19 protein-coding genes are annotated in these 22,232 nt (G+C 60.5%); 5 read left to right on the forward strand and 14 right to left on the reverse strand.

Annotated elements, in window-relative coordinates; genetic code table 11:
* The first annotated feature begins 86 nt into the window (after window positions 1-86).
* Window positions 87-2,264, forward strand: coding sequence for a TonB-dependent siderophore receptor (locus KW568_RS02645; protein ID WP_004577207.1), 2,178 nt, complete (start codon window positions 87-89; stop codon window positions 2,262-2,264).
* A gap of 176 nt (window positions 2,265-2,440) precedes the next feature.
* Here KW568_RS02645 and KW568_RS02650 read toward each other — a convergent pair whose 3' ends face one another.
* The 14 genes from KW568_RS02650 to KW568_RS02715 form a co-directional block, all read right to left on the reverse strand.
* On the reverse strand, window positions 2,441-2,905 hold the full coding sequence (locus tag KW568_RS02650; RefSeq protein ID WP_259537552.1) for a hemerythrin domain-containing protein: 465 nt from the start codon (window positions 2,903-2,905) through the stop codon (window positions 2,441-2,443).
* Window positions 2,906-3,397: 492 nt separating this feature from the next.
* Window positions 3,398-4,171, reverse strand: a complete 774-nt coding sequence (locus tag KW568_RS02655; RefSeq protein ID WP_004577205.1) for a cytochrome c — start codon at window positions 4,169-4,171, stop codon at window positions 3,398-3,400.
* 9 nt (window positions 4,172-4,180) lie between these two features.
* Window positions 4,181-5,116 carry a copper resistance protein B gene (locus KW568_RS02660; protein ID WP_004577204.1) on the reverse strand — a complete coding sequence of 312 codons (936 nt, stop codon included), beginning with the start codon at window positions 5,114-5,116 and terminating at the stop codon, window positions 4,181-4,183.
* Window positions 5,106-5,441: a hypothetical protein gene (locus tag KW568_RS02665; RefSeq protein ID WP_003255368.1), complete on the reverse strand. Its 336-nt coding sequence runs from the start codon at window positions 5,439-5,441 to the stop codon at window positions 5,106-5,108. Before KW568_RS02665 ends, KW568_RS02660 begins: the two co-directional genes overlap by 11 nt.
* Window positions 5,438-7,351, reverse strand: coding sequence for a copper resistance system multicopper oxidase (locus tag KW568_RS02670; RefSeq protein WP_259537557.1), 1,914 nt, complete (start codon window positions 7,349-7,351; stop codon window positions 5,438-5,440). The genes KW568_RS02665 and KW568_RS02670 overlap by 4 nt, the downstream gene beginning before the upstream one ends.
* 957 nt (window positions 7,352-8,308) lie before the next feature.
* Entirely contained in the window at window positions 8,309-9,010 is a 702-nt protein-coding gene (locus tag KW568_RS02675) for an XRE family transcriptional regulator (RefSeq protein ID WP_004577015.1), read from the reverse strand.
* Between the two features lie 186 nt (window positions 9,011-9,196).
* Complete coding sequence (ppa, locus tag KW568_RS02680) at window positions 9,197-9,724, reverse strand: inorganic diphosphatase (protein WP_003255365.1); 528 nt, start codon at window positions 9,722-9,724, stop codon at window positions 9,197-9,199.
* A gap of 92 nt (window positions 9,725-9,816) precedes the next feature.
* Window positions 9,817-10,632, reverse strand: a complete 816-nt coding sequence (locus KW568_RS02685) for a zinc-dependent peptidase (RefSeq protein WP_003255364.1) — start codon at window positions 10,630-10,632, stop codon at window positions 9,817-9,819.
* A 20-nt stretch (window positions 10,633-10,652) separates the two neighbouring features.
* A complete protein-coding gene (locus KW568_RS02690; protein WP_003255361.1) occupies window positions 10,653-11,300 on the reverse strand; it encodes a DedA family protein in 648 nt (215 codons plus the stop codon).
* Window positions 11,301-11,517: 217 nt separating this feature from the next.
* Window positions 11,518-11,976, reverse strand: a complete 459-nt coding sequence (locus KW568_RS02695) for a GNAT family N-acetyltransferase (protein ID WP_003255360.1) — start codon at window positions 11,974-11,976, stop codon at window positions 11,518-11,520.
* Window positions 11,977-12,083: 107 nt separating this feature from the next.
* Entirely contained in the window at window positions 12,084-12,902 is an 819-nt protein-coding gene (gene eutC / locus KW568_RS02700; RefSeq protein WP_003255358.1) for an ethanolamine ammonia-lyase subunit EutC, read from the reverse strand.
* 8 nt (window positions 12,903-12,910) lie between these two features.
* Complete coding sequence (locus KW568_RS02705; RefSeq protein ID WP_003255356.1) at window positions 12,911-14,305, reverse strand: ethanolamine ammonia-lyase subunit EutB; 1,395 nt, start codon at window positions 14,303-14,305, stop codon at window positions 12,911-12,913.
* 46 nt (window positions 14,306-14,351) lie between these two features.
* A complete protein-coding gene (gene eat, locus KW568_RS02710; protein ID WP_003255355.1) occupies window positions 14,352-15,800 on the reverse strand; it encodes an ethanolamine permease in 1,449 nt (482 codons plus the stop codon).
* A 227-nt stretch (window positions 15,801-16,027) separates the two neighbouring features.
* Window positions 16,028-17,548 (reverse strand): aldehyde dehydrogenase family protein, encoded by a 1,521-nt coding sequence (locus tag KW568_RS02715; RefSeq protein WP_004577014.1) that lies wholly within the window; start codon window positions 17,546-17,548, stop codon window positions 16,028-16,030.
* Window positions 17,549-17,802: 254 nt separating this feature from the next.
* On the opposite strand from KW568_RS02715, the gene KW568_RS02720 reads away from it, so the two are divergent.
* The 4 genes from KW568_RS02720 to KW568_RS02735 all read left to right on the forward strand — a co-directional run bounded on the left by KW568_RS02720 (window position 17,803) and on the right by KW568_RS02735 (window position 22,144).
* Window positions 17,803-19,818: a sigma-54-dependent Fis family transcriptional regulator gene (locus KW568_RS02720; protein ID WP_004577013.1), complete on the forward strand. Its 2,016-nt coding sequence runs from the start codon at window positions 17,803-17,805 to the stop codon at window positions 19,816-19,818.
* Between the two features lie 66 nt (window positions 19,819-19,884).
* On the forward strand, window positions 19,885-21,234 hold the full coding sequence (gene mpl, locus KW568_RS02725; protein ID WP_004577012.1) for a UDP-N-acetylmuramate:L-alanyl-gamma-D-glutamyl-meso-diaminopimelate ligase: 1,350 nt from the start codon (window positions 19,885-19,887) through the stop codon (window positions 21,232-21,234).
* Window positions 21,231-21,860, forward strand: a complete 630-nt coding sequence (gene ubiX, locus KW568_RS02730) for a flavin prenyltransferase UbiX (protein WP_003255348.1) — start codon at window positions 21,231-21,233, stop codon at window positions 21,858-21,860. Before mpl ends, ubiX begins: the two co-directional genes overlap by 4 nt.
* The gene (locus KW568_RS02735) at window positions 21,857-22,144 is read left to right on the forward strand and encodes a YceK/YidQ family lipoprotein (RefSeq protein ID WP_004577011.1); all 288 of its coding nucleotides are present in this window, start codon (window positions 21,857-21,859) and stop codon (window positions 22,142-22,144) included. The genes ubiX and KW568_RS02735 overlap by 4 nt, the downstream gene beginning before the upstream one ends.
* Window positions 22,145-22,232 lie beyond the last annotated feature (88 nt).

Here is a 22,232-nt window from a genome sequence, read left to right on the forward strand (position 1 = left end):
TGCACCCTGGTTTTCGCCCCGGTATCGTTCGCAAAAAGCAACTTGTTTCGTTTGCGATTCAATATCATTTTGGCGAAGGGTGTGTCATGACCGGTTTCAAAAGTGTGGGCAGCTTACAGCGGGTTCGGGGATGGCTGGCGCTGGGGTTGCTGGCGCCGTTTTCTTTATCGGCAGTGGCCGAAACGGTAGCGGCCCAGGTGGAGGCCGAAGACAACTCGCTTGATCTGCCTGCATTGACCATCGAAGGCAACCGCCTGTACGACATGCTGCCTTCGGAAGAAGCCGGCGGTTACAGCGTCGACGCCGCTACCGTGGGCACCAAGACGCCGGCAGCGCTCAAGGACATCCCGCAGTCGATCACCGTGTACACCCAGGACTACGTCAAGGATCGCCAGTTCGTGCACCTGGATGACCTGGCCAAGTACACCGCTGGCCTGCGCACCCTGACCAATGACAGCGGCCGCTCGTCGATCTACGCCCGTGGCTACGAGTACAGCGAGTTCAATATCGACGGCCTGCCGGCGCCCATGGCCAGCATCTTCGGTACTGTCCCGTCGTTGGCGGCGTTCGACCGCGTCGAAATCATGCGCGGGCCGGCCGGGCTGTTCAGCAGTACCAGCGAGCTGGGTGGCATCGTCAACATGGTGCGCAAGCGCCCGACCGCCGAGTTTCAGGGGCATATCGAAGGCAGCTACGGCACCTGGGACACCAATCATGAGGAAATCGACCTGAGCGGGCCGCTGGACGAGGCCGGTCGCGTGCGCGGGCGCTTCATCGCATCCCGTGACGACACCAATGGTGAAGTGGACTACAACGCCAACACCAGCAACACCTACTACGGTGCGCTGGACATCGACCTGGACGACGCCACCACCCTGTCGTTCGGCCTGATGCATGAAGTGAAGAACATCACCCCGCACAACGGCTACCCGGCCACGTTGTCCGGCGAGGTGCCCGACTTCAGCCATTCGCGTTTCCTGGGCGCCGACTGGAACTACTTCGACGGCAAGACCACTGACCTGGTCGCCGAGCTGACCCACCGCTTCGACAATGGCGGTTACGGCCGTGTCGCGGCCCGTGGCTCGCACCGCGACACCAACTATCTGTACGCCTTCACTGCAACCAATTCCACCACAGGCGCCAACTCCGAGCGCGCCAGCGCCCGTGATTTCACGCAAGACACTTATTCGCTGGACGCCAGCTACAGCCAGCCGTTCGAGACCTTCGGGCAGGTAAGCGAGTTTGTGGTCGGGAGTGACTACAAGAACTACGACACCGAGTACCTCAACGGCACCACCAATCTCGGCGCGATCAACGTGAATACTTACTCGCCGAAGCAGTTCGCCAAGCCGTCGCCCAACTACAGCACCGAGACCGGCATGCAGGAAGAAGAGTACGGCCTGTACTCCAAAGTGACCTTCCGCCCGGTGGAACGCCTGGCGCTGATTGCCGGTGGCCGCTTCAGCTGGTATCGCGGTGACTTCTACACCACCACCCTTAGCAGCGGCGCCACCACCAATGACAGCAAACGCGTCGACGGCCACTTCACCCCTTATGGTGGCCTGGTCTATGACCTGACCGACAACCACGCGCTGTACGCCAGCTATTCGCAGGTGTTCAAGCCGCAGTCCGACACCGACAGCAATGGTCGGGTGCTGAAACCGCGTGAAGGCGAGCAGTACGAGTTCGGCCTCAAGAGCAGCTACTTTGGCGGCGACTTGAATACGCGCTTCTCGGTATTCCGCCTGACCGACAAGAACCGCGCTACCACCGTGTACGATGCTGATGGTGTGGCCACCACCGACTCCGTTGCATCCGGCAAGACCCGCGTGAAGGGCGCGGAAGTGGAAGTGAGCGGCAAGCTGACGCCAAACTGGGAACTGCTGGCTGGCTACACGTGGATGGAGACCGAAACCGTCAAGGGGGACGCCGAAACCACGTTCTTCATCATGCCGCGCAACCAGGCTTCGCTTTGGAGCAAGTACACCATCAGCCAAGGGCCGCTGACTGGCTTGGCCGTGGGTGGCGGTATATCGGCGATGAGCAACTTCCATTCCGAGAGTGGCGGCGTGCGTATCGATGCACCGGGCTATGCCACGGTGGATGCGATGCTGTCTTACCCGGTGACTTCGAAGCTGACGGCCACCCTCAACGTCAATAACCTGTTCGACCGGGACTACCTGTCGCGGGTGGGGTCTACCTCGACGTTCAACTTCTACGGGCCGTCGCGCAGCATGATGGTTGGGGCGCGGTATGACTTCTGACGAAGTCTGTGGCTGCTAGGTGCGCCGTAAAACAAGGCCGCGCCGGCAAAGGGCGCGGCCTTCAGGCTGAATGATGAGAAGCGTGGGAGCGTATCTGCACCCTCGGGTATCAGGGCCATAAAATTGTGAGGCCGCGTGTTAATAAGTAGCGTGCTTTTAATTCAAGAAAATTAAATCTACGAGGCGTGCCATTGATGCTTTATTTCCTGCCATTGGGTGTCTGACAACCACTTTTCTGCCACCGGAAAGAAAATATTCTCCTCGGCATCCATATGGTCATAATATTTCTTGATGAAGTCTTCGATCGTGTCGGCGATTACTCCCGCTTCTTGCGTTGACTGCTCCAACATCTTGAGCTGTCCGGCAATTCGCTTGAAGGCTTTATGATCTTGCTCGATAGCCATGACCCGTTGGTGAATCGGTGCGTCGGTTGCCAGCAAGGCCAGCCGAATAAGCTCTTCATTTTCATGGTGGTGTCGCTCTGCATCACCATGCAAGGCTTCCAGCTGCTTAAACAACAGCTTGCAGTCATCGGCACCCGCGGATCCGTGCCTTATCCTCTCCAGTAACTCTTTGATCTGAGTAATTTTGGTAGCCACCTCATGATGATAGGCGTGCAGCTCTTTCAACATGGCGTTCATGCTAAGTCCTCATCACTACACCAAGCCGTTACAGATTAAATATTATTAAGCAATCTCCAAGGATAGCTGCACGTGTCGGCCTACATCTAATCCTTTAATTATAGTCTAGTGCGAAACGCTCACCTTCAAAAAAGCCGCCCCCTTGGAAGATTTCGAAATATCAATTTGATGTCTCTATGCATTGCAAGAAGACGCAGGCACACCAGGATCGCTTGCGTGCTGTCCTTAACAGCGGGGGGGCTGAGCACAACAGGAGGTGCAAGGGGCTGCGTGCTGTGCACGTAGGTCGGGGGTGGATACCCGCGGATTGTGACTGCTGTTTTTAAAGGCTTGTTAAATTTAAAAGCCGGCTTATGGTTGGTTTTTAAAGACTATCCATATGATTAGTATTGGTTTTTAACCTTTTTAAAGCGTTGAAATCCGCCACTTTGGGGTCGTTTTTGACCGGCTTTTTCTGCGACTTATGACGGCTGATTCATGGGAGGATCGTAATCAGCCTTCATGGGTATGCTCCGCACCATCACGGTGAATAGGCTTCTTCTGAGCCGGCTTTGAGTGGTGATCACTGCCGGTTTCGTCATGGCCGTGGTGTTCAGGTGCGGGCTCTGGTGATGGTGATTTGGGATGGTGTGCCTCTGCATGTCCCCTGTCATGATGATCTCTCCCCGAGACTGCCTCTGCAGGGTGATTGGGCACGTTGTCGCCGTGTTGGCCTTCATGGCTGTGCATTTCACTTTCACCTCCACCATGCTGGTGACCGCCACTGATCGCTACCATCGCGTTGTACTGTTGGGCGTTCATCTGGGGTAGTTGATCCAGAAATGCAACGAGTCCCCAGATGTACTCATCGCCCATGCTCTTGCCCCAGGCAGGCATGCCAGAGGCTTTGATGCCGTGCTTGATGGTCCAGAATGCTACGGCGGGTTTACCACCGACCCCAAGCTTGCCAAGGTTGGGAGGAGACGGATAAAGCGCCTGGCTGAGCTCTGTTTTCTCGACGCCAGGGGCAAGATGGCAACCGATGCACATGGCGTTGTAGTTGCCGGCGCCGACACGAATCAGGTTTTCATCCTTGAGGTTCGGTACCTCGATGTTTCTTGCGCGTACCTCAATGGAGCGATCCCGAGCCATGACCAGAAATGCATGCACTGCAGGGAAATGCGGATCGTCAGCGCCGACGTTGACCAGGCCAAGGTAAGCTGCACCCAATACCCCTGCACTGGCCGCGGCACCCGCTACTACGAGCGTTGTAATTGTTCTTTTCATGTAAGGCTCTCAAAACCACATGCGGATACCGGCAACGAAACGCGCTTCATCCACATCCCCACCCTCATCGCGGATGAAGTCTGCGGTCTTGCCGTAGGAGCGGCTCCAGGTGACGCCTATGTAGGGTGCGAACTGACGGACGATTTCATACCGTAGCCGCAGTCCGACTTCGGTATTCGCGAGGCCGGAACCTACGTCGCGCGCGGGATCGTTCTTGCCATAGAAATTGGCTTCAACTGTTGGCTGCAGGACGAGGCGATTAGTCAGGAGAATGTCGTAGTCGCCTTCCAGGCGAGCGGCGGTCTGACCGTTTTCACCGATGAATGCAGTGGCTTCGGCTTCGAAGTCGTAAATTGCCATACCCTGAATACCGAACGCCGCCCAGGTCTGGGGGGATTCGGGTTTGAAGTCCTGGCGCACCCCGGCAACCACATCCCACCAGGGGCTTATAGAACGGCCATAGAGGACTTGCAACTCGGCATCTTCAGTGACGCCGTTAGTGCGTTCACCTTCGGAGCGGAGCCAGAGCCGGTTGATATCGCCGCCTATCCAGCCAGAAGCGTCCCACGACAGCGCACTACCGTCGTCTGCGTCCTGATACTCCAGTTGATCCAGCAAGAAGAAGCTGTTGATCGCGCTGTCGTGCATCTGATGCCCGCCCAGTGGGGGGAAGGCCGCTTGGCGGTCCGCGTCCGTTAGTTCGGGAATCGGGGTACGGCTGCTGGTCGCAGGCTCGCCAGAGCCATGGTTCATCGTAGAGTGATCCATCGCCCCATGGTCCATGCCTGGCATCGAGTCATGCGACGGGGCCCTGCCCATTTTCATGGACCCGTGCCCCAATGCCGAATGGTCCATTTCGTCAGCGGCAAAGCTGGGCACAGCGCCTAGCATGCCGGCTGAAAGGGTCAAGGCCAGCAGCGATGGTCGCGCCAGGCTATTGGCCATCTTTCCCTGCCTTAGCTTTGTCGCTGCCATGTGATTCCATCATTTTTTTGTGGTCCATGCCCTTCATCGAGTCATGGTCCATACCCATCATGGATTCATGATCCATGCCCTTCATCGAGTCATGATCCATACCCATCATGGATCCATGATCCATGCCCTGGGAACCTTTGCCTTTCGCAGCATCGGCAGTTTTCTGGGCGTGCTGCTCATGGTCATCGCTGGACCACGACAACGGGGCATAAATAGCAAACAGGCCAGCCATCGCAGCGGAGAGGAAAAACGTGCTTCGTTTCATTGGTTTGCTCATCTCGGATCTCCCGTTCATTCGTCCACACGGACTTCTCGGAACATGCCCGTTTCCATATGGAACATGAGGTGACAGTGATAGGCCCAACGCCCCAAAGCATCCGCAGTTACGCGATAGCTTCGTTTTGAGCCTGGTGGCATGTCGATGGTGTGTTTTCGAACCATGAAGTTGCCGTTCTCATCCTCCAGGTCGCTCCACATGCCATGAAGGTGGATGGGGTGAGTCATCATGGTGTCGTTAATCAAGGTGATACGAAGGCGCTCTCCGTACTTGAGGCGCAGGGGGGCGGCATCGGAAAACTTGATGCCGTCGAAGGACCAGGCGAATTTCTCCATGTGACCCGTCAGGTGCAGCTCGATATTCCGGCTAGGCTCTCGTCCATCTGGGTCGATGAAGGTGCTCCGCAGGTCTGCATAGGTCAGGACGCGGCGGCCGTTGTTACGTAGCCCGATGCCCGGGTCATCCAATTTTGCCGTCGGGGTCATCGTCTGCATGTCGACCAATGGGTTGTTGAGCTCTGAGTCTGGATGACTCTGCATTTCCTTACTCATGCCGGCCATGCTGCCGTGGTCCGTGCCAGCCATCTTGCTGTGATCCATGCCGGCCATGCTGCCGTGGTCCATGCCAGCCATCTTGCTGTGATCCATGCCGGCCATGCTGCCGTGGTCCATGCCAGCCATCTTGCTGTGATCCATGCCGGCCATGCTGCCGTGGTCCGTGCCAGCCATCTTGCTGTGATCCATGCCGGCCATGCTGCCGTGGTCCGTGCCAGCCATTTTGCTGTGATCCATGCCGGCCATGCTGCTGTGGTCCATGCCCATATCATTCATGGAAATGAGGGGGCGTGGGTCAACGGTTGGAACAGCAGCTTGCAAGCCTTCACGGATGGCCAGGGTGCCCCTGGAAAAGCCCGTACGGTCCATGGATTGAGCGAAGATGGTGTATGCCTGTTCGTCTTCTGGCTCAACAATGACATCGTAGGTTTCGGCTACTGCGATACGGAACTCGTCGACCGAGACCGGATGGACATACTGCCCATCCGCTGCAACCACTGTCATTTTCAGGCCAGGAATGCGTACATCGAAATACGTCATGGCGGAGCCGTTGATGAACCGAAGCCGGATTTTCTCGCCAGGCTTGAAAACACCCGTCCAATTTCCATCCGGAGCCTGGCCGTTCATGAGGTAGGTGTAGGTATACCCGCTCACATCCGCGAGATCAGTGGGGCTCATCTTCATCTCGGCCCACATCTTGCGATCGGCCATCGCAGCAGACCAGCCCATTTCGCTTACGTCGTTGACGAAGTCACCCACGGTCCGCTTGTGGAAGTTGTAGTAGTCAGACTGCTTCTTAAGCTTGGATAGAACGTGGGCAGGGTCCTCATCCGTCCAGTCGCTTAGCATAACCACGTAATCCCGGTCATAGGCGAAAGGCTCGGGTTCTTTCGCGTCGATGACCAGTGCGCCATACACCCCGACTTGCTCCTGGAAGCCAGAGTGGCTGTGGTACCAGTAGGTGCCGTTTTGATGGAGTTTGAACTTGTACTCATACATGCCATCTGGTGCGATGCCATGGAAGCTCAGGCCTGGGACGCCGTCCATGTTCGCCGGCAGGATGATGCCGTGCCAGTGGATCGAGGTGTCCTGTTTCAAGCGGTTGCGCACACGAAGCGTAACGATATCGCCTTCACGCCACCGAAGCGTTGGGCCAGGTACAGAACCATTGATTGCCATGGCTGTCCGTTTTGCACCCGTGATATTCACCGGCAGTTCACCGATGTAGAGATCAAAGTCGGTGCCCGTCAGCACATTCGGCTGGCCAGGACTGGTCAACGCCCACACTGGCATGCGCCACATACCCAACCCGCCGAGTATTCCGGTAGCAGCCAGGCCTTTGACAAAGGAGCGTCTGGTGGTTTTGCTTTGCATGCCGTTGCGTCCACTCATATGGATTGCTGGTGTCCAGGCTGCTGGATGTAGCAACCTACGGTTTCAATAGCGCTCCCATCAGCCTCGACGACGTTCAAAAGAGCACAAGCTTTACGGGGGAAAGAAGCTCGACGCTGCAATCGTTTTGATGCTGGGGTAATTACATTTTTGGAAGCGCGTCTCAGCAACTCGTGTGCCGGTTTGCTTGCCTTCCTAATCAAGCGGACAGGCCTGATGGCGCTATGCTCAAGGACAATCTAGCTACCTGATGCTGTCAGATAACTGAGCCCGACATTACTTTTCTGTCAGCTTCCCGTGGGTTGCGTTACTTGCTGCAAACTGAAAGGGCCAAGAGCAGGGGGCAATTTCTTCATTGCGAGTAATGGGCAGGGCTTCTACTTGGCGCAACGGGTAAAGAAGACCGAGTAACCTCGTACCAAGGAACAGCACTTCGCTTGCGACTCAATACGCAATCACTCACAAACTACGATGAAATGCTGACGCGATTCCGTCGTGTATCACGCTGCTCGACAGTTCTGAGGTGATCAAGCTATTGAGCCGTCATTGGCTTCGACGATGCTATCCCGAGATTTTCAGGCCAAGTGAGAAATAACTTGCCTTCACTCTCATGCCGACTTGGCACAGATAGATGCGGGGGATGTGCTTTGACAGAGCATGGGCTGACCTTGGCCTAGCACAAATTCTCTTTTACTTCAGAGGGTTAGGAATTAAAAAGCCGGCTTGTGGCCGGCTTCTCGGGGACGCTTCCGACTAATTTATGGTAAGCCGCAATCGCCTTAACTGTGTGGCCATCAAGGGCCTGAAAGAGATGGCAGATGCCCGTGTGGGATATCGCCGAGCCCTCTGGAACGCGGCTCGCGCCGGTCGGGGCTTAATGTGCGGCGTAGCATACAAGGGCGGGCGCAGGATGCCCAGCAAAAAATTGCCCAGGGCGCTTCAACTGGGCCGCTGCTGGCGGAAATGTGACCAGTGGAACACCCAGCCAAGAATTTCCAGGCCCTGCGCCTGACGCTGGGCGGCGGTGTAGCGTTCGACTGTGTAGTTGCGCCGGTCATGGCTGTGCAGGTACAGGGTGTCGTGCGGGCCAAGACTGAGGTTGTTCACCCTGAGCATGCCGTTTTGCAGCAGGGCATAGGTTTCGCCCTCGACCACCTGGGTCATGCCCAGATCAATGGCCAGGGTAGCTTCCAGGGGAATCAGCGGGAGCATGTTGCTGGCCGGCATTGCCAGGCAGATTGCGTTGCCGGCTTGCACGCCCAAGCCCTTCAGGGCTTTTGCCGGCAAGCGCAGGTGCTTGCTGCTCACTGGCGACAGCAAGCCGTTGCTCACTTCGTAGTAGGGCACCTTCAATAACCGGCCACGATGGCCCGACAGCGGGGTAAGCGGGTTGGCGGGCACTGGTCGTGGAAGGCCGTTGCGCAGGAGTGGATTGGGGTGTTTGGGGCCTTCACCGGTGCGCAGCCAACGTCGGTGCACACAGAACAGATCGGCCAGTTCGTCCAGCCGGGCCAAAGGTACACCGCGTTTGAACCAGTTGTTGACGTGCTGTGCTGTGACGCTGCGCTGGGCGGCGAAATCGGAAGGGGTTAGGCCACATTCTTGGAGCAGGGCCCTGAGGCGGTCGCCGGAAGTGTTCATGGCGGCGAGTGTAGCGGCGAATTGCCAGACAGGATATGAACCGGATGTTGACGGGGTTTGTATGAAAAGTGGTTGTTTGTAAGGCTCTGGTGTAGGACAGCGTAGGATTTATTACCAGTAATGTGCGTATTGCCCATTCCTGCATAAAAAAACCCCGCCTAAGCGGGGTTTCTCCTGCAATCGGAATCAGCCCTTGTAGGCAGCGACCGATTTGGTGATCGCGGCACGGGCGGCGTCGGCGCCTTCCCAGCCTTCGATCTTGACCCACTTGCCCTTCTCGAGATCTTTGTAGTTGGCAAAGAAGTGCTCGATCTGCTGGATCAGCAGGGCTGGCAGGTCGGTGTATTCCTTCACGTCAACGTACAGCTGCGACAGCTTGTCGTGAGGAACAGCGATGACCTTGGCGTCGCCGCCACCGTCGTCGGTCATGTTCAGCACGCCAACCGGACGGGCGCGGATAACCGAGCCTGGGGCCACTGGGTAAGGGGTAACCACCAGCACGTCCAGCGGGTCACCGTCGTCAGCCAGGGTGTTCGGGATGAAGCCATAGTTGGCTGGGTAGAACATTGGGGTAGCCATGAAACGGTCGACGAACAGCGTGTCGCTGTCCTTGTCGATTTCGTATTTGATCGGCGCGTGGTTGGCCGGGATCTCGATGGCGACGTAGATGTCGTTCGGCAGGTCTTTGCCCGCCGGAATCTTGCTGTAGCTCATTGGGCAGTGCCCCCGTGTTTGACCAAAAAGTGGCGGCGATTATAGGCACATTCTGCCGGGGCACGCCACGCTTGGCCTGATGTGCGGGCCCGTCAGGCGTGGCTTTCGCGGTACTCGGGGTGTTCCGCCTGCAGCCGGCACAGGCGCGCCAGCGGGTCTTGCCGGTAGAACAGCGACAACTGGTGGTAGACCTGTGGATAAGCCTGATGAAGCAGGTCAGGGGCACTAAAGAAGTACTCGCTGGTAACGGCAAAGAACTCTGCCGGGTTTTCCGCAGCGTAGGGGTCGATGGCGGTTTCGGCGTCGGGGTTGGCGTCCAGTTGCTGGTTGAGGTCGTCGTACGCCTGCTGCATGGCGCTTGCCCACTCATCAACGGGCATGCCGCTGTGCAGCGGTGGCAGGCCGTTGGCATCGCCGTTGAGCATGTCGAGCTTGTGCGCCAGCTCATGGATGACCAGGTTGTAAGCCTCCCAGCCACCACTGGCCTGCACGCCGTTCCAGGCCAGGATGATCGGCCCCTGCTGCCAGGCCTCGCCGCTGTGTTCGCCGTCCCACACATGTTCCACGCCACTGGCATCGCGGTGGCGCTGGGGGCTCTTGAAGTCGTCGGGGTACAGGATGATTTCGTGGAAGCCTTGGTACCAGTTCAGCTCACCCAGGTGAAGCAGCGGTAACTGTGCCTGGGCAGCCAGCAACAGGCGCTGCTCGTCGTCCAGCTCGACACCGGGCAGGCAGGTGAGGTGCTTGTCGAGCAGGAACAGGATGCAGGCTTCGCGCAGCCAGCGGTCTTCAGCGTCGCTGATGCCGTCCAGCATCGGCAGCCGCTCGCGTACGGCCTGCCATTGCTGTGGCGTGATCGGGTAACGCGCCAGAGTACGCTTGCGCCGCCAGGCGCTGAATGACCACATGCCGTTTGTTCTTTACCTGTTCAGTGAGCCTTGGCCGTACGGCCCAGGCGCCCACGCAGCAAGCCGAGAATCATCGGCACCAGCGACAGGATGATGATGCCCACCACCATCAGCGACAGGTGCTGCTTGATGAACGGCACGTTGCCGAAGAAGTAGCCCAAGGTGACCAGGCCGCCGACCCAAAGCAGCGAACCGGCAACGCTGAAGCCGAGGAAGCGTGGATAGTGCATGTGAGCGATGCCCGCGACGAACGGTGCGAAGGTGCGCAAGATGGGCAGGAAGCGCGCCATGGTCACGGTCTTGCCGCCATGGCGTTCATAGAAATCGTGGGTACGCTGCAGGTAGTCGCGGCGGAAGATCTTGGAGTTAGGGTTGTTGAACAAACGCTCGCCGGCTGTTCGGCCGATCACGTAATTGGTGCTGTCGCCCAGGATTGCAGCGGCCATCAGCAGGCCGGCCAGCAGCACCGGGTCCATGCCGCCACCCGCCGCCACGGCGCCGGCGATGAACAGCAGCGAGTCGCCTGGCAGGAATGGCATCACTACCAGGCCGGTTTCGCAGAAGATCACGGTGAACAGGATGGCGTAGATCCAGGGACCGTAATTGGTGACCAGCAGATCGAGGTAGGCATCGAGATGCAGGATAAGGTCCAGCGGGTTGAAATCCATGTACAGCACCTGTGTTCTTGGGCGTAGGCTTGGTTACCGGGGGGAGGGTAAATTTTCACACATGACAGGTGAGCCATTATACGGCTAAGTCAGGAACATGCCCGGAGAGTTTGTAGCGGGGGGTTACGGTAGAGGGGTATTCCTTTGCCAACCGCTTCGCGGGCACGCCCGCTCCCACAAGGATCACTACCTTGCTTGTGGAAGCGGGCGGTGCCAGTCAATCCTGGCTGATTGGCAGAATGTAGCTCTTGAACTCGGTATCCTCACGAAACCCGATGGATTCGTAAGTCTTGTGCGCCACTTCATTGTTCGCGCTGGTTGACACGCGCATGCGCACGGCATTGGTCTCTTTGGCCATTTTCTTCGCTTCGCGAATCAGGTGGTCGGCGACCAGCATGCGCCGGGAGTCCTCGGCTACATAGATATCGTTGAGAATCCATACCCGCTTCAACGACAGCGACGAGTAGCTCGGGTACAGCTGGCAAAAGCCCAGCAGTTTGCCGTCGTCATCATCCGGAAGTGCCAGGTAAATCACCGATTCGTCCCGCTTCAGGCGCTTTTCCAAAAAACTGCGCGAGCTGTCGGGGTAGGGCAGTTGCCCGTAGAACTCACGGTATTTGACGAACAACGGGGTGAGCAGGTCGAGGTGTTCCAGGGTTGCTTTGATGATGCGCATGTGCGGCCCTCAGAGTCCATTTGGGAAACAGCGGAATGCCAGCAGCGTTCAAGGGCATGCTGCCCAATGCACGGCACAAGTGCAATCCGCCTTCCGTGACAGGTTTTTTACTCTTTGCCGAGCAGGAAGTTACCTTTCTGGCTGGCGCTGTCTTCATTCTCCAGGCTATGGACCTCGGCTTCGTCCTTCAGATTCACCCCGGAAAGCTGTCGCCGGCAGGCTTCGCGCATCAGGTACAACAGGCGGTGCGCCGCCATGCCATAGCTCAGTCCCTCCAGGCGGATATTGGAAATGCAGTTGCGGTAGGCATCGGTCAGGCCGACCTTGGGTGCGTAAGTGAAATACAGGCCAAGGCTGTCGGGCGAGCTCAGCCCCGGGCGCTCGCCGATCAGCATCACCGTCATCCGGGCGCCCAGCAGCTCGCCGACCTCGTCGGCCACTGCCACGCGGCCCTGCTGCACCAGTACCACCGGGGCGCTGGTCCAGCCGTCGGCGGCAGCCTGTTCGTCGAAGCGGGTCAGGAACGGTAGCGTGTGGCGATGCACGGCCAGTGCCGAGAGGCCGTCAGCCACCACGATGGCCAGATCGACGCCGCCGGGGTTGGCCTGGGCGTGCTGGCGAAGCGTCGTAATCGAGTCTTCGTTCAGCCGCCGTCCAAGGTCCGGGCGCTGCAGGTACTGGTGGCGGTCGCTGGCAGCGCTGTGCAACACCAGGCTTTCGCGCCCGCGGTCACTCAGCTGGCTGGCCAGGCCGGCGTGGTCGAAGGCCAGGTGCACGGCATCTCGTGCCTGGGCATGGGCGAACTGGAAGTCCAGCTGCGCCCCGGTCGGCAGGCTGGTGCCGGTGCGGCCCAGGGCGATGCGCGCCGGGGTCAGGTTGCGCAGGGCCAGCCAAGGGTTGTCGGGGGTAGGCGTGCGATGGTCCATGGTCGTCCCTATGCAAGCTGTGCCAAGGCCTGGCGGAAAGCCGGCGGCAGGTTGTCACCGAAGCGCACCCGGCCATCGGCCTGAGTGAAGATGCCGGTGCGGGCCAGCCATGCCTCGAATTCCGGGCCGGGCTTCAGGCCCAGGGTCTGGCGCGCGTACAACGCGTCGTGGAACGAGGTGGTCTGGTAGTTGAGCATGATGTCGTCGGAGCCGGGGATGCCCATGATGAAGTTGATGCCGGCCACACCCAGCAGCGTCAGCAAGGTGTCCATGTCGTCCTGATCGGCTTCGGCATGGTTGGTGTAGCAGATATCGCAACCCATCGGCACGCCCAGCAGCTTGCCGCAGAAATGGTCTTCGAGGCCGGCGCGGATGATCTGCTTGCCGTTGTACAGGTATTCCGGGCCAATGAAACCGACCACGGTGTTGACCAGGAACGGCTTGAAGTGGCGAGCCACGGCATAGGCGCGGGTTTCGCAGGTCTGCTGGTCGACGCCGTGGTGGGCGTTGGCCGAGAGCGCGCTGCCCTGGCCGGTTTCGAAATACATCAGGTTCTGCCCGAGGGTGCCACGTTTCAGCGACAGCCCTGCTTCGTAGCCTTCCTGCAACACGTTCAGGTTGATGCCGAAGCCGGCGTTGGCCGCCTCGGTTCCGGCGATGGACTGGAACACCAGGTCCAGTGGCACGCCGCGGTTGATCGCTTCGATCGAGGTGGTGACGTGGGTCAGCACGCAGGACTGGGTGGGGATGTCGTAGCGCTGGATGATGGCGTCGAGCATTTCCAGCAGGGCGCAGATCGAAGCGATGCTGTCGGTGGCCGGGTTGATGCCGATCATGGCGTCGCCGTTGCCGTACAGCAAGCCGTCGAGAATGCTGGCGGCAATACCGGCCGGTTCGTCTGTCGGGTGGTTGGGTTGCAGCCGGGTCGACAGGCGCCCGCGCAGGCCCATGGTGCCGCGGAACCGGGTGACCACGCGAATTTTCTGCGCCACCAGCACCAGGTCCTGCACGCGCATGATCTTCGAAACGGCAGCGGCCATTTCCGGCGTCAACCCGGGCGCCAGGGCGCGCAGGCTGTCTTCGTTGGCTTCCTCGCTCAGCAGCCAGTCGCGCAGGCCACCCACGGTCAGGTGGCTGACCGGGGCGAAGGCCTGGGCATCGTGGGTGTCGATGATCAGGCGGGTCACTTCATCTGCTTCGTAAGGGATCAGTGCTTCATTGAGAAAGTGCGTCAGCGGAATATTGGCCAACGCCATCTGCGCGGCGACGCGCTCACCGTCGTTGCTGGCCGCGACACCTGCCAGGCAGTCCCCGGAGCGTGCCGGGCTGGCCTTGGCCATCACGTCCTTGAGGCTGTCGAAGCGGTAGACCAGGTGGCCGACCGTGTGTACGAAACTTGCCATACAGAATCTCCAGAGCCGCGGGTTGCCCCGCGGCGGGTGGCGGCGATCAGTGCAGGGCCTCTTCGGCCTTCTGGATCGCGGCGAATTCCTCTTCCGGTGTGCCCGCAACCAGGTGGTGGCGGCTGTAGAAAGCAAAGTAGGCAATTAATACCGCATAGATGACTGCAGCGCCAATGACTACCCGCGGGTCAACCAGGAATCCGGCGACCACAGCGATGCACGCCAGCACCAGCGCCAGGCCGGATGTGAAGATGCCACCTGGGGTGCGGTAGGGGCGCTCCATCTTTGGCCGGCGGATGCGCAGGGTGATGTGCGCAGCCATCATCAGCACGTAAGACAGGGTAGCGCCAAACACTGCCACCAGGATCAGCAAGTCACCCTGGCCCGTCAGTGACAGGGCAAAACCGATGATGCCGGGGATGACCAAGGCCAGTACCGGGGCCTTGCTCTTGTTGGTTTCCGACAGTTTGCGCGGCAGGTAACCGGCGCGGGACAGGGCGAAGATCTGCCGGGAATAGGCATAGATGATCGAGAAGAAGCTGGCGATCAGCCCGGCCAGACCGACCAGGTTGACGAAGCCGCCCATCCAGGTGGAGCCGCCGTAGGCCTTCGACAGGGCTTCGACCAGCGGGTTACCGGAGGCCTTCAGCGCCTCGGAGCCTGCGCCGCCTGGGCCGACCACCAGGATCAGCAAGGCGAAGGCCAGCAGTACCAGCATGGCGCCGATCAGGCCGCGTGGCAGGTCACGCTTGGGGTTCTTGGTTTCTTCTGCGGCCAGCGGCACGCCTTCGACGGCAAGGAAGAACCAGATGGCGTAGGGGATGGCTGCCCACACGCCGACATAGCCAAACGGCAGGAAGCTGCTGGCGCCGACGGCGTCCGTTTTGGCGATGTCGAACAGGTTGGCTGCATCAAAATGGGGCACCATGCCTATCAGGAATACGGCCAGGGCAATGGCGGCGATGGCGGTGATGATGAACATCAGCTTCAGTGCCTCACCCACGCCGAAAATGTGGATGCTGATGAACACGATGTAGAACGCCAGGTAGATCATCCAGCCGCCGATACCGAACAGCGATTGACAGTAGGCGCCGATGAACACCGCGATGGCGGCAGGGGCGATGGCGTATTCGATCAGGATCGCCGTGCCGGTCAAAAAGCCGCCCCATGGGCCGAAGGCACTGCGGGCAAAGCCATAGCCACCGCCAGCGGTGGGGATCATCGACGACAGCTCGGCCAGCGAGAAGCACATGCACAGGTACATGGTTGCCATCAGCAAGGTGGCCAGGAACATGCCGCCCCAGCCGCCCTGCGCCAGGCCGAAGTTCCAGCCGGCGTAATCGCCGGAAATGACGTACGCCACGCCCAGGCCGACCAGCAGTACCCAACCGGCGGCGCCTTTTTTCAGTTCACGTTGCTGGAAATAGTCAGAGCCGACTTTCTCGAAGTCGACGGAAGAGCCTGCCGGCGATCCGGCGGAATGTTCGCTTGGCATAGATTCACCTGTTTTTTTTCTTGGTGGCCGGAAGGGTTCCGGGCCGATGGTGATGGGTGCTGCAGGAAGCGAGCCAGAGCGGTTGGTGCACGGTTACCGCCCTGGGTTTAAGGTATGCCGGCCTGGCCGCTTCGCGCGGTGAACCCGCTTCTACAGGGATTGCGCAACATTCAAGACCCGCGCAGGACCTGTAGGAGCGGGTTTACCCGCGAAGAAGGCGACGCGGTCTAGAAGAAGCCCAACGGATTGATGTCGTAGCTCACCAGCAGGTTCTTGGTCTGCTGATAGTGATCCAGCATCATCTTGTGCGTCTCACGCCCAACCCCCGACTTTTTGTAACCGCCGAACGCGGCATGCGCCGGGTACAGGTGGTAGCAGTTGGTCCACACACGGCCAGCCTTGATGCCGCGGCCCATGCGGTAGGCACGGTTGATGTCGCGGGTCCACACACCGGCGCCCAGGCCGAACTCGGTGTCGTTGGCAATCGCCAGTGCTTCGGCTTCGTCCTTGAAGGTGGTGACGCTGACCACCGGGCCGAAGATTTCTTCCTGGAACACGCGCATCTTGTTGTTGCCCTTGAGCAGGGTCGGCTGGATGTAGTAACCGGTAGCCAGCGAACCTTCCAGCTTCTCGACCTTGCCGCCGGTGAGCAACTCGGCGCCTTCGTCCTGGGCGATCTGCAGGTACGAGAGGATCTTTTCAAACTGCTGCTGCGAGGCCTGGGCGCCGACCATGGTGTCGGTGTCCAGCGGGTCGCCGCGCTTGATCTGCAGCACCTTCTTCATCACCACTTCCATGAACTGCGGATAGATCGACTCTTGCACCAGGGCACGCGACGGGCAGGTGCACACTTCGCCCTGGTTGAAGAACGCCAGCACCATGCCTTCTGCCGCCTTCTCGATGAAGCTTGGCTCGGCCTGCATGATGTCTTCGAAGTACACGTTCGGCGACTTTCCACCCAGTTCGACGGTGGACGGGATGATGTTCTCGGCGGCGCATTTCATGATGTGCGAGCCGACCGGGGTAGAGCCGGTGAAGGCGATCTTGGCGATGCGTTTGCTGGTGGCCAGGGCTTCACCGGCTTCGCGGCCATAGCCTTGCACTACGTTGAGCACGCCAGGTGGTAGCAGGTCGCCAATGACTTCGAGCAGCACGGTGATGCCCAGCGGCGTCTGTTCGGCAGGCTTGAGCACCACGCAGTTACCAGCGGCCAGTGCCGGGGCAAGCTTCCAGGCAGCCATCAGGATCGGGAAGTTCCAGGGGATGATCTGCCCGACCACGCCCAGTGGCTCGTGGATGTGGTAGGCCACGGTGCCTTCATTGATTTCGGCAGCGCCGCCTTCCTGGGCGCGGATGCAGCCAGCGAAATAGCGGAAGTGGTCGACCGCCAGCGGAATGTCGGCGTTGAGGGTTTCGCGGATCGGCTTGCCGTTGTCCCAGGTTTCGGTAATGGCCAGCAATTCGAGGTTCTGCTCGATACGGTCGGCGATCTTCAGCAGCACGTTGGAGCGATCCTGCACTGAAGTGCGGCCCCAGGCGTCGGCCGCAGCATGGGCGGCATCCAGGGCCTTCTCGATGTCTTCGGCAGTAGAGCGGGGGAATTCAGCGATCAGCTTGCCATTCACCGGGGAGGTATTTTCGAAGTACTGCCCCTTTACCGGAGTAACGAACTCACCACCGATGTAGTTGCCGTAGCGGCTCTTGAAGGAAACCTTCGCGCCTTCGGTACCGGGATGTGCATAACGCATGGTGTGTCTCCTTGGTATTGTGCTTTTTAGGGAGTTGGAAAGCATAGAGCAAGGGTTGGGCCAGTGTTGGCCACGCCAGGCAAATCAATGACTTGAGTCATTTTTACGGGACTGATCAAGGGCCGCTGTACCGGTGCCGGTACGCCTGGGGTGACATTTTGTGCCGTTTGCGACACATCACAGGCGTGTGCATTGCAAAGCCTACCCGGGTGGAGGATGCTGGGCTGACGCTCTATCTGCGGAGAATTACAACAATGCAGAGCAATCACTTCACGCGCCATGCCCGGCAGGTGCATAGCGTTGCCCATGGTGGGGCCGGGGAGGGCGGCAGTGACCCGTCCATCGCCCGCTCCTGGCTGCGCTGCCTGGAGGATTACCACCTCGACCCGGCGGTGGTCGAAGCGCCGGTGGTGCTTGAGCATGGGCGCCTGCTGGAAAGCCGCGAGCGCCTGCATCAGGTGCTGCAAATTGCCGACCATGAAATGAACAGCCTGCACCAGCAGCTTTCCGGCGCAGGCCACGCGGTGCTGCTGACCGACGCCCGTGGGGTGATCCTCAATTGCGTCAGTGCCCCCACCGAGCGGCGCAGCTTCGAGCGTGCGGGGCTGTGGTTGGGCGCTGACTGGAGCGAGGCGCGCGAGGGCACCAATGGCATCGGCACCTGCCTGGTCGAGCGCCAGGCGCTGACCATCCATCAGAACGAGCACTTCCGTGGCCGTCACACCGGGCTGACCTGCTCGGCCAGCCCGGTGTTCGACCCGCATGGCGACCTGCTGGCGGTACTCGACGTGTCCTCTGCGCGCCCCGACGTATCGCGGCAAAGCCAGTTCCACACCATGGCGTTGGTCAACCTGTCGGCAAAGATGATCGAAAGCTGCTATTTCCTGCGCCATTTCGAGCAGCAATGGTTATTGCGTTTTCACCTGCAAGCCGAGTCGGTCGGCCTGTTCAGCGAAGGCTTGCTGGCGTTCGACGGCGATGGGCGCATTTGCGCTGCCAACCAAAGCGCACTGAACCTGCTGGGCACGGTACGGGGCGGCGTGCTGGGCAAACCGTTGGCGTGCTTTTTCGCGTGCAGCCATGACGAAATGTTCAGCCGTGCCACGCCCGGCGGCAGTACTGCCTGGCCGCTGCGCACCCTGGACGGTCGCCAGGTGTTCGCCAGCCTGCGGGGGCAGGCCCGGGCGCCGGTGTGGTCGGTGCCGGCCGCCCAGCCGCGGCCCGCAGGTGAAGTGGAGCCGCTGGTCTGTCTGCTGGACCCTGCGTTGCAAAATGATTTCCGCCGCAGCGTGCGGGTGTTCGAGCGCGATGTGCCATTGCTGCTGCGCGGCGAGACCGGCTGTGGCAAGGAGGCCTTCGCCCAGGCTGTGCATCAGGCCAGTGAGCGGCGCGGCAAGCCGTTCGTCGCCATCAACTGCGCTTCTATTCCGGAAAGCCTGATCGAGAGTGAGCTGTTCGGGTACCGCGGCGGCAGTTTTACCGGCGCGCGCAAGGAGGGCATGCGCGGCAAGCTGTTGCAGGCCGACGGCGGCACCTTGCTGCTGGACGAGATCGGCGATATGCCGCTTGCCCTGCAAACCCGACTGCTGCGGGTACTGGAGGAGCGCCAGGTGGTGCCGATCGGGGGAGAGCCACAGGCGGTGGACGTGCGCATCGTCAGCGCTACGCACCGTGACCTGCTGGAACGGGTTGAACAGGGCAGTTTCCGCGAGGACCTGTATTACCGCCTCAATGGCCTGGAGGTCGCGCTGCCTGCGGTGCGCGAACGCAGTGACAAGGCGCAGTTGCTGGACTTTCTGCTACGCCAGGAGACGCAGGGGCAACGGATAGACATCGAGCCCAGGGCGCGGCAGGCGCTGCTCGCATTTAACTGGCCGGGGAACGTGCGGCAGATGCGCAATGTGCTGCGTACCCTGGTGGCGCTTTGCGAATATGCCCGCATCACCTTTACGGACCTCCCCGCAGTCATCCGCGCCAGCCCACCTCCCGTGGGGGCGGGCGAGCCCGCGAAGATGTCCGACCAGGCAATAGAGGGCGAGGGCGTTGCCCTCGTTCGCGGGCAAGCCCGGTCCTACAGGTCCGGCGGTGCCGCTGAGATTGTGGGTGAATCTGGAGGGACCGAGGTTCTGCTCGACGCGGAGCGGCAAGCGCTGAAGGAGGTACTGGAGGCAAAACACTGGCATCTCACCCGTGTCGCCGAGCACTTGGGCATCAGCCGCAATACCTTGTATCGAAAACTGCGCAAACACGGCATTACCAGGGGTGACTGAGCGAAACAGCGGGTGCGATTTGTCGCGCCCTGGGCTACCCTGCCTCGATGTTTTGCGAGGTCGACCATGCATATTCACATTCTCGGTATTTGCGGCACTTTCATGGGTTCGCTGGCGGTGCTGGCCAAGGAACTTGGCCACCGCGTCACCGGCTCCGACGCCAACGTGTATCCCCCGATGAGCACCCAGCTCGAAGCCCAGGGTATCGAACTGACCCAAGGCTATGACCCGGCCCAGCTGGATCCGGCGCCAGACCTGGTGGTTATCGGCAACGCCATGTCGCGCGGCAACCCAGCGGTTGAATACGTGCTGAACAAGGGCCTGCCCTACGTCTCCGGCCCGCAGTGGCTGGCCGACCACGTGCTGCAAGGCCGCTGGGTGCTGGCCGTTGCCGGTACTCACGGCAAAACCACCACCAGCAGCATGCTGGCCTGGGTGCTGGAGCACGCCGGCATGAGCCCGGGCTTCCTGATTGGTGGCGTGCCGCAGAACTTCTCGGTGTCGGCCCGCTTGGGCAACACGCCGTTCTTTGTGGTGGAAGCCGACGAGTACGACAGCGCCTTCTCCGACAAGCGCTCGAAGTTCGTCCACTATCACCCGCGTACCGCGATCCTCAACAACCTTGAGTTCGATCACGCGGACATCTTCCCGGACCTGGCCTCGATCGAGCGGCAGTTCCACCACCTGGTGCGGACTATCCCCAGCGAAGGCCTGGTCATCCACCCGACCACCGAGCAAGCGCTGGAGCGTGTGATCGGCATGGGCTGCTGGACCCCTGTGCAAACCACCGGGGAGGGCGGCCAGTGGCAAGCCCGTCTGCTCAGCCCAGATGGCTCGCGCTTTGAAGTCCTGTTCGAGGGCGAAGTGCAGGGTGTGGTGGACTGGGCGCTGACCGGCCAGCACAACGTCGCCAATGCCTTGGCCACCCTGGCAGCAGCGCGTCATGTAGGCGTGGTGCCGGCCATGGGCATCGACGGCCTGAGTGCGTTCAAGAGCGTCAAGCGGCGCATGGAGAAGGTTGCCGAAGTTCAAGGTGTGACCATCTACGATGACTTCGCCCACCATCCGACGGCCATTGCCACCACGCTCGACGGCCTGCGCAAGCGGGTGGGGGAGGCACCTGTGATCGCGGTGATCGAGCCACGCTCCAACTCGATGAAACTCGGTGCCCATCGTGACGGCCTGCCAGAAAGCGTCAACGACGCCGACCAGGTGATCTGGTATGCGCCGGCCAACCTCGGCTGGGACCTGGCCGCCACCGCTGCGCAGTGCAAGGTACCCAGCGTGGTGGCCGACAGCCTCGAAGCGATCATCGAGCGGATCAAAGGCCAGGCTCGCCCAGGCACCCATGTGGTGATCATGAGCAACGGCGGCTTCGGCGGCCTGCACGGCAAGCTGGCCGAGGCGCTGAAGTGAACGGGCCGGAACGCATCACCCTGGCCATGACGGGCGCCTCGGGTGCCCAGTATGGCCTTCGCCTGCTCGATTGCCTGGTACGCGAAGACCGCGAGGTGCACTTCCTGATCTCCAAGGCCGCACAGTTGGTGATGGCCACCGAGACGGATGTTGTGTTGCCGGCCAAGCCCCAGGCGATGCAGGCCTTCCTGACCGAATACACCGGCGCGGCCGATGGGCAGATCCGTGTGTATGGCAAGGAAGACTGGATGTCGCCGGTAGCCTCGGGTTCTGGCGCCCCGGCGGCAATGGTGGTGGTCCCCTGTTCCACTGGCACTTTGTCGGCCATCGCCACTGGCGCCTGCAACAACCTGATCGAGCGGGCTGCCGACGTTACCCTCAAGGAGCGTCGCCAGCTGATCCTGGTGCCACGCGAAGCGCCATTCTCCACCATCCACCTGGAAAACATGCTCAAGCTGTCGCAAATGGGCGCGGTGATCCTGCCAGCGGCACCGGGGTTCTATCACCAGCCGCAGACCATCGACGACCTGGTCGACTTTGTCGTGGCGCGTATCCTCAACCTGCTGAACATCCCCCAGGATATGTTGCCGCGTTGGGGCGAGCACCACTTCGGGGTGGATGATTGAAGCGAGCACTGGCGGGGTTGCTGGCGCTGGTGATGCTGGGTGGGTGCGCCACGGTGCGCACGCTGGATGCCAACAAGCCCGGCGCACCGGTGGTGTATGCCGGTACCCGGCTGGATTGGTATGTGATCAATGGCGGGTGTTGCCCGCGGGATCATTACGGGGCGGACGCTCCGGCGTATCCGCGCCTGGATCTGCCCGGCAGCATGCTGCTCGATACCCTGCTGCTGCCGTTGTCTTTGCTGACAGCGGCCGGCATAGGCTTCCAGGCTAGCGGCGGCCTGTGATGGCCCTTCGCGCGCACGCCCTCTCCCACAGGATCTCCGTAATCTTCCGGTGACTACTCACCAGTGGGAGCGGGCGTGCCCGCGAAGA

Source organism: Pseudomonas sp. HD6515 (assembly GCF_024971855.1).
GTDB classification, from domain to species: domain Bacteria; phylum Pseudomonadota; class Gammaproteobacteria; order Pseudomonadales; family Pseudomonadaceae; genus Aquipseudomonas; species Aquipseudomonas alloputida.

What these genes read in the sequence shown, in the direction of transcription:
- mpl (WP_004577012.1), top strand. Translation starts at nt 19,885, where the DNA reads ATGCATATTCACATTCTCGGTATTTGCGGCACTTTCATGGGTTCGCTG.
- KW568_RS02665 (WP_003255368.1), bottom strand. Translation starts at nt 5,441, where the DNA reads ATGAACGGGAGATCCGAGATGAGCAAACCAATGAAACGAAGCACGTTT.
- KW568_RS02655 (WP_004577205.1), bottom strand. Translation starts at nt 4,171, where the DNA reads ATGAAAAGAACAATTACAACGCTCGTAGTAGCGGGTGCCGCGGCCAGT.
- KW568_RS02645 (WP_004577207.1), top strand. Translation starts at nt 87, where the DNA reads ATGACCGGTTTCAAAAGTGTGGGCAGCTTACAGCGGGTTCGGGGATGG.
- KW568_RS02715 (WP_004577014.1), bottom strand. Translation starts at nt 17,548, where the DNA reads ATGCGTTATGCACATCCCGGTACCGAAGGCGCGAAGGTTTCCTTCAAG.
- KW568_RS02690 (WP_003255361.1), bottom strand. Translation starts at nt 11,300, where the DNA reads ATGGATTTCAACCCGCTGGACCTTATCCTGCATCTCGATGCCTACCTC.
- ppa (WP_003255365.1), bottom strand. Translation starts at nt 9,724, where the DNA reads ATGAGCTACAGCAAGATTCCGGCGGGCAAAGACCTGCCGAACGACATC.
- KW568_RS02670 (WP_259537557.1), bottom strand. Translation starts at nt 7,351, where the DNA reads ATGCAAAGCAAAACCACCAGACGCTCCTTTGTCAAAGGCCTGGCTGCT.
- KW568_RS02705 (WP_003255356.1), bottom strand. Translation starts at nt 14,305, where the DNA reads ATGGCAAGTTTCGTACACACGGTCGGCCACCTGGTCTACCGCTTCGAC.
- KW568_RS02675 (WP_004577015.1), bottom strand. Translation starts at nt 9,010, where the DNA reads ATGAACACTTCCGGCGACCGCCTCAGGGCCCTGCTCCAAGAATGTGGC.
- eutC (WP_003255358.1), bottom strand. Translation starts at nt 12,902, where the DNA reads ATGGACCATCGCACGCCTACCCCCGACAACCCTTGGCTGGCCCTGCGC.
- KW568_RS02685 (WP_003255364.1), bottom strand. Translation starts at nt 10,632, where the DNA reads ATGTGGTCATTCAGCGCCTGGCGGCGCAAGCGTACTCTGGCGCGTTAC.
- KW568_RS02695 (WP_003255360.1), bottom strand. Translation starts at nt 11,976, where the DNA reads ATGCGCATCATCAAAGCAACCCTGGAACACCTCGACCTGCTCACCCCG.
- eat (WP_003255355.1), bottom strand. Translation starts at nt 15,800, where the DNA reads ATGCCAAGCGAACATTCCGCCGGATCGCCGGCAGGCTCTTCCGTCGAC.
- KW568_RS02650 (WP_259537552.1), bottom strand. Translation starts at nt 2,905, where the DNA reads ATGAACGCCATGTTGAAAGAGCTGCACGCCTATCATCATGAGGTGGCT.
- KW568_RS02720 (WP_004577013.1), top strand. Translation starts at nt 17,803, where the DNA reads ATGCAGAGCAATCACTTCACGCGCCATGCCCGGCAGGTGCATAGCGTT.
- KW568_RS02660 (WP_004577204.1), bottom strand. Translation starts at nt 5,116, where the DNA reads ATGGCCAATAGCCTGGCGCGACCATCGCTGCTGGCCTTGACCCTTTCA.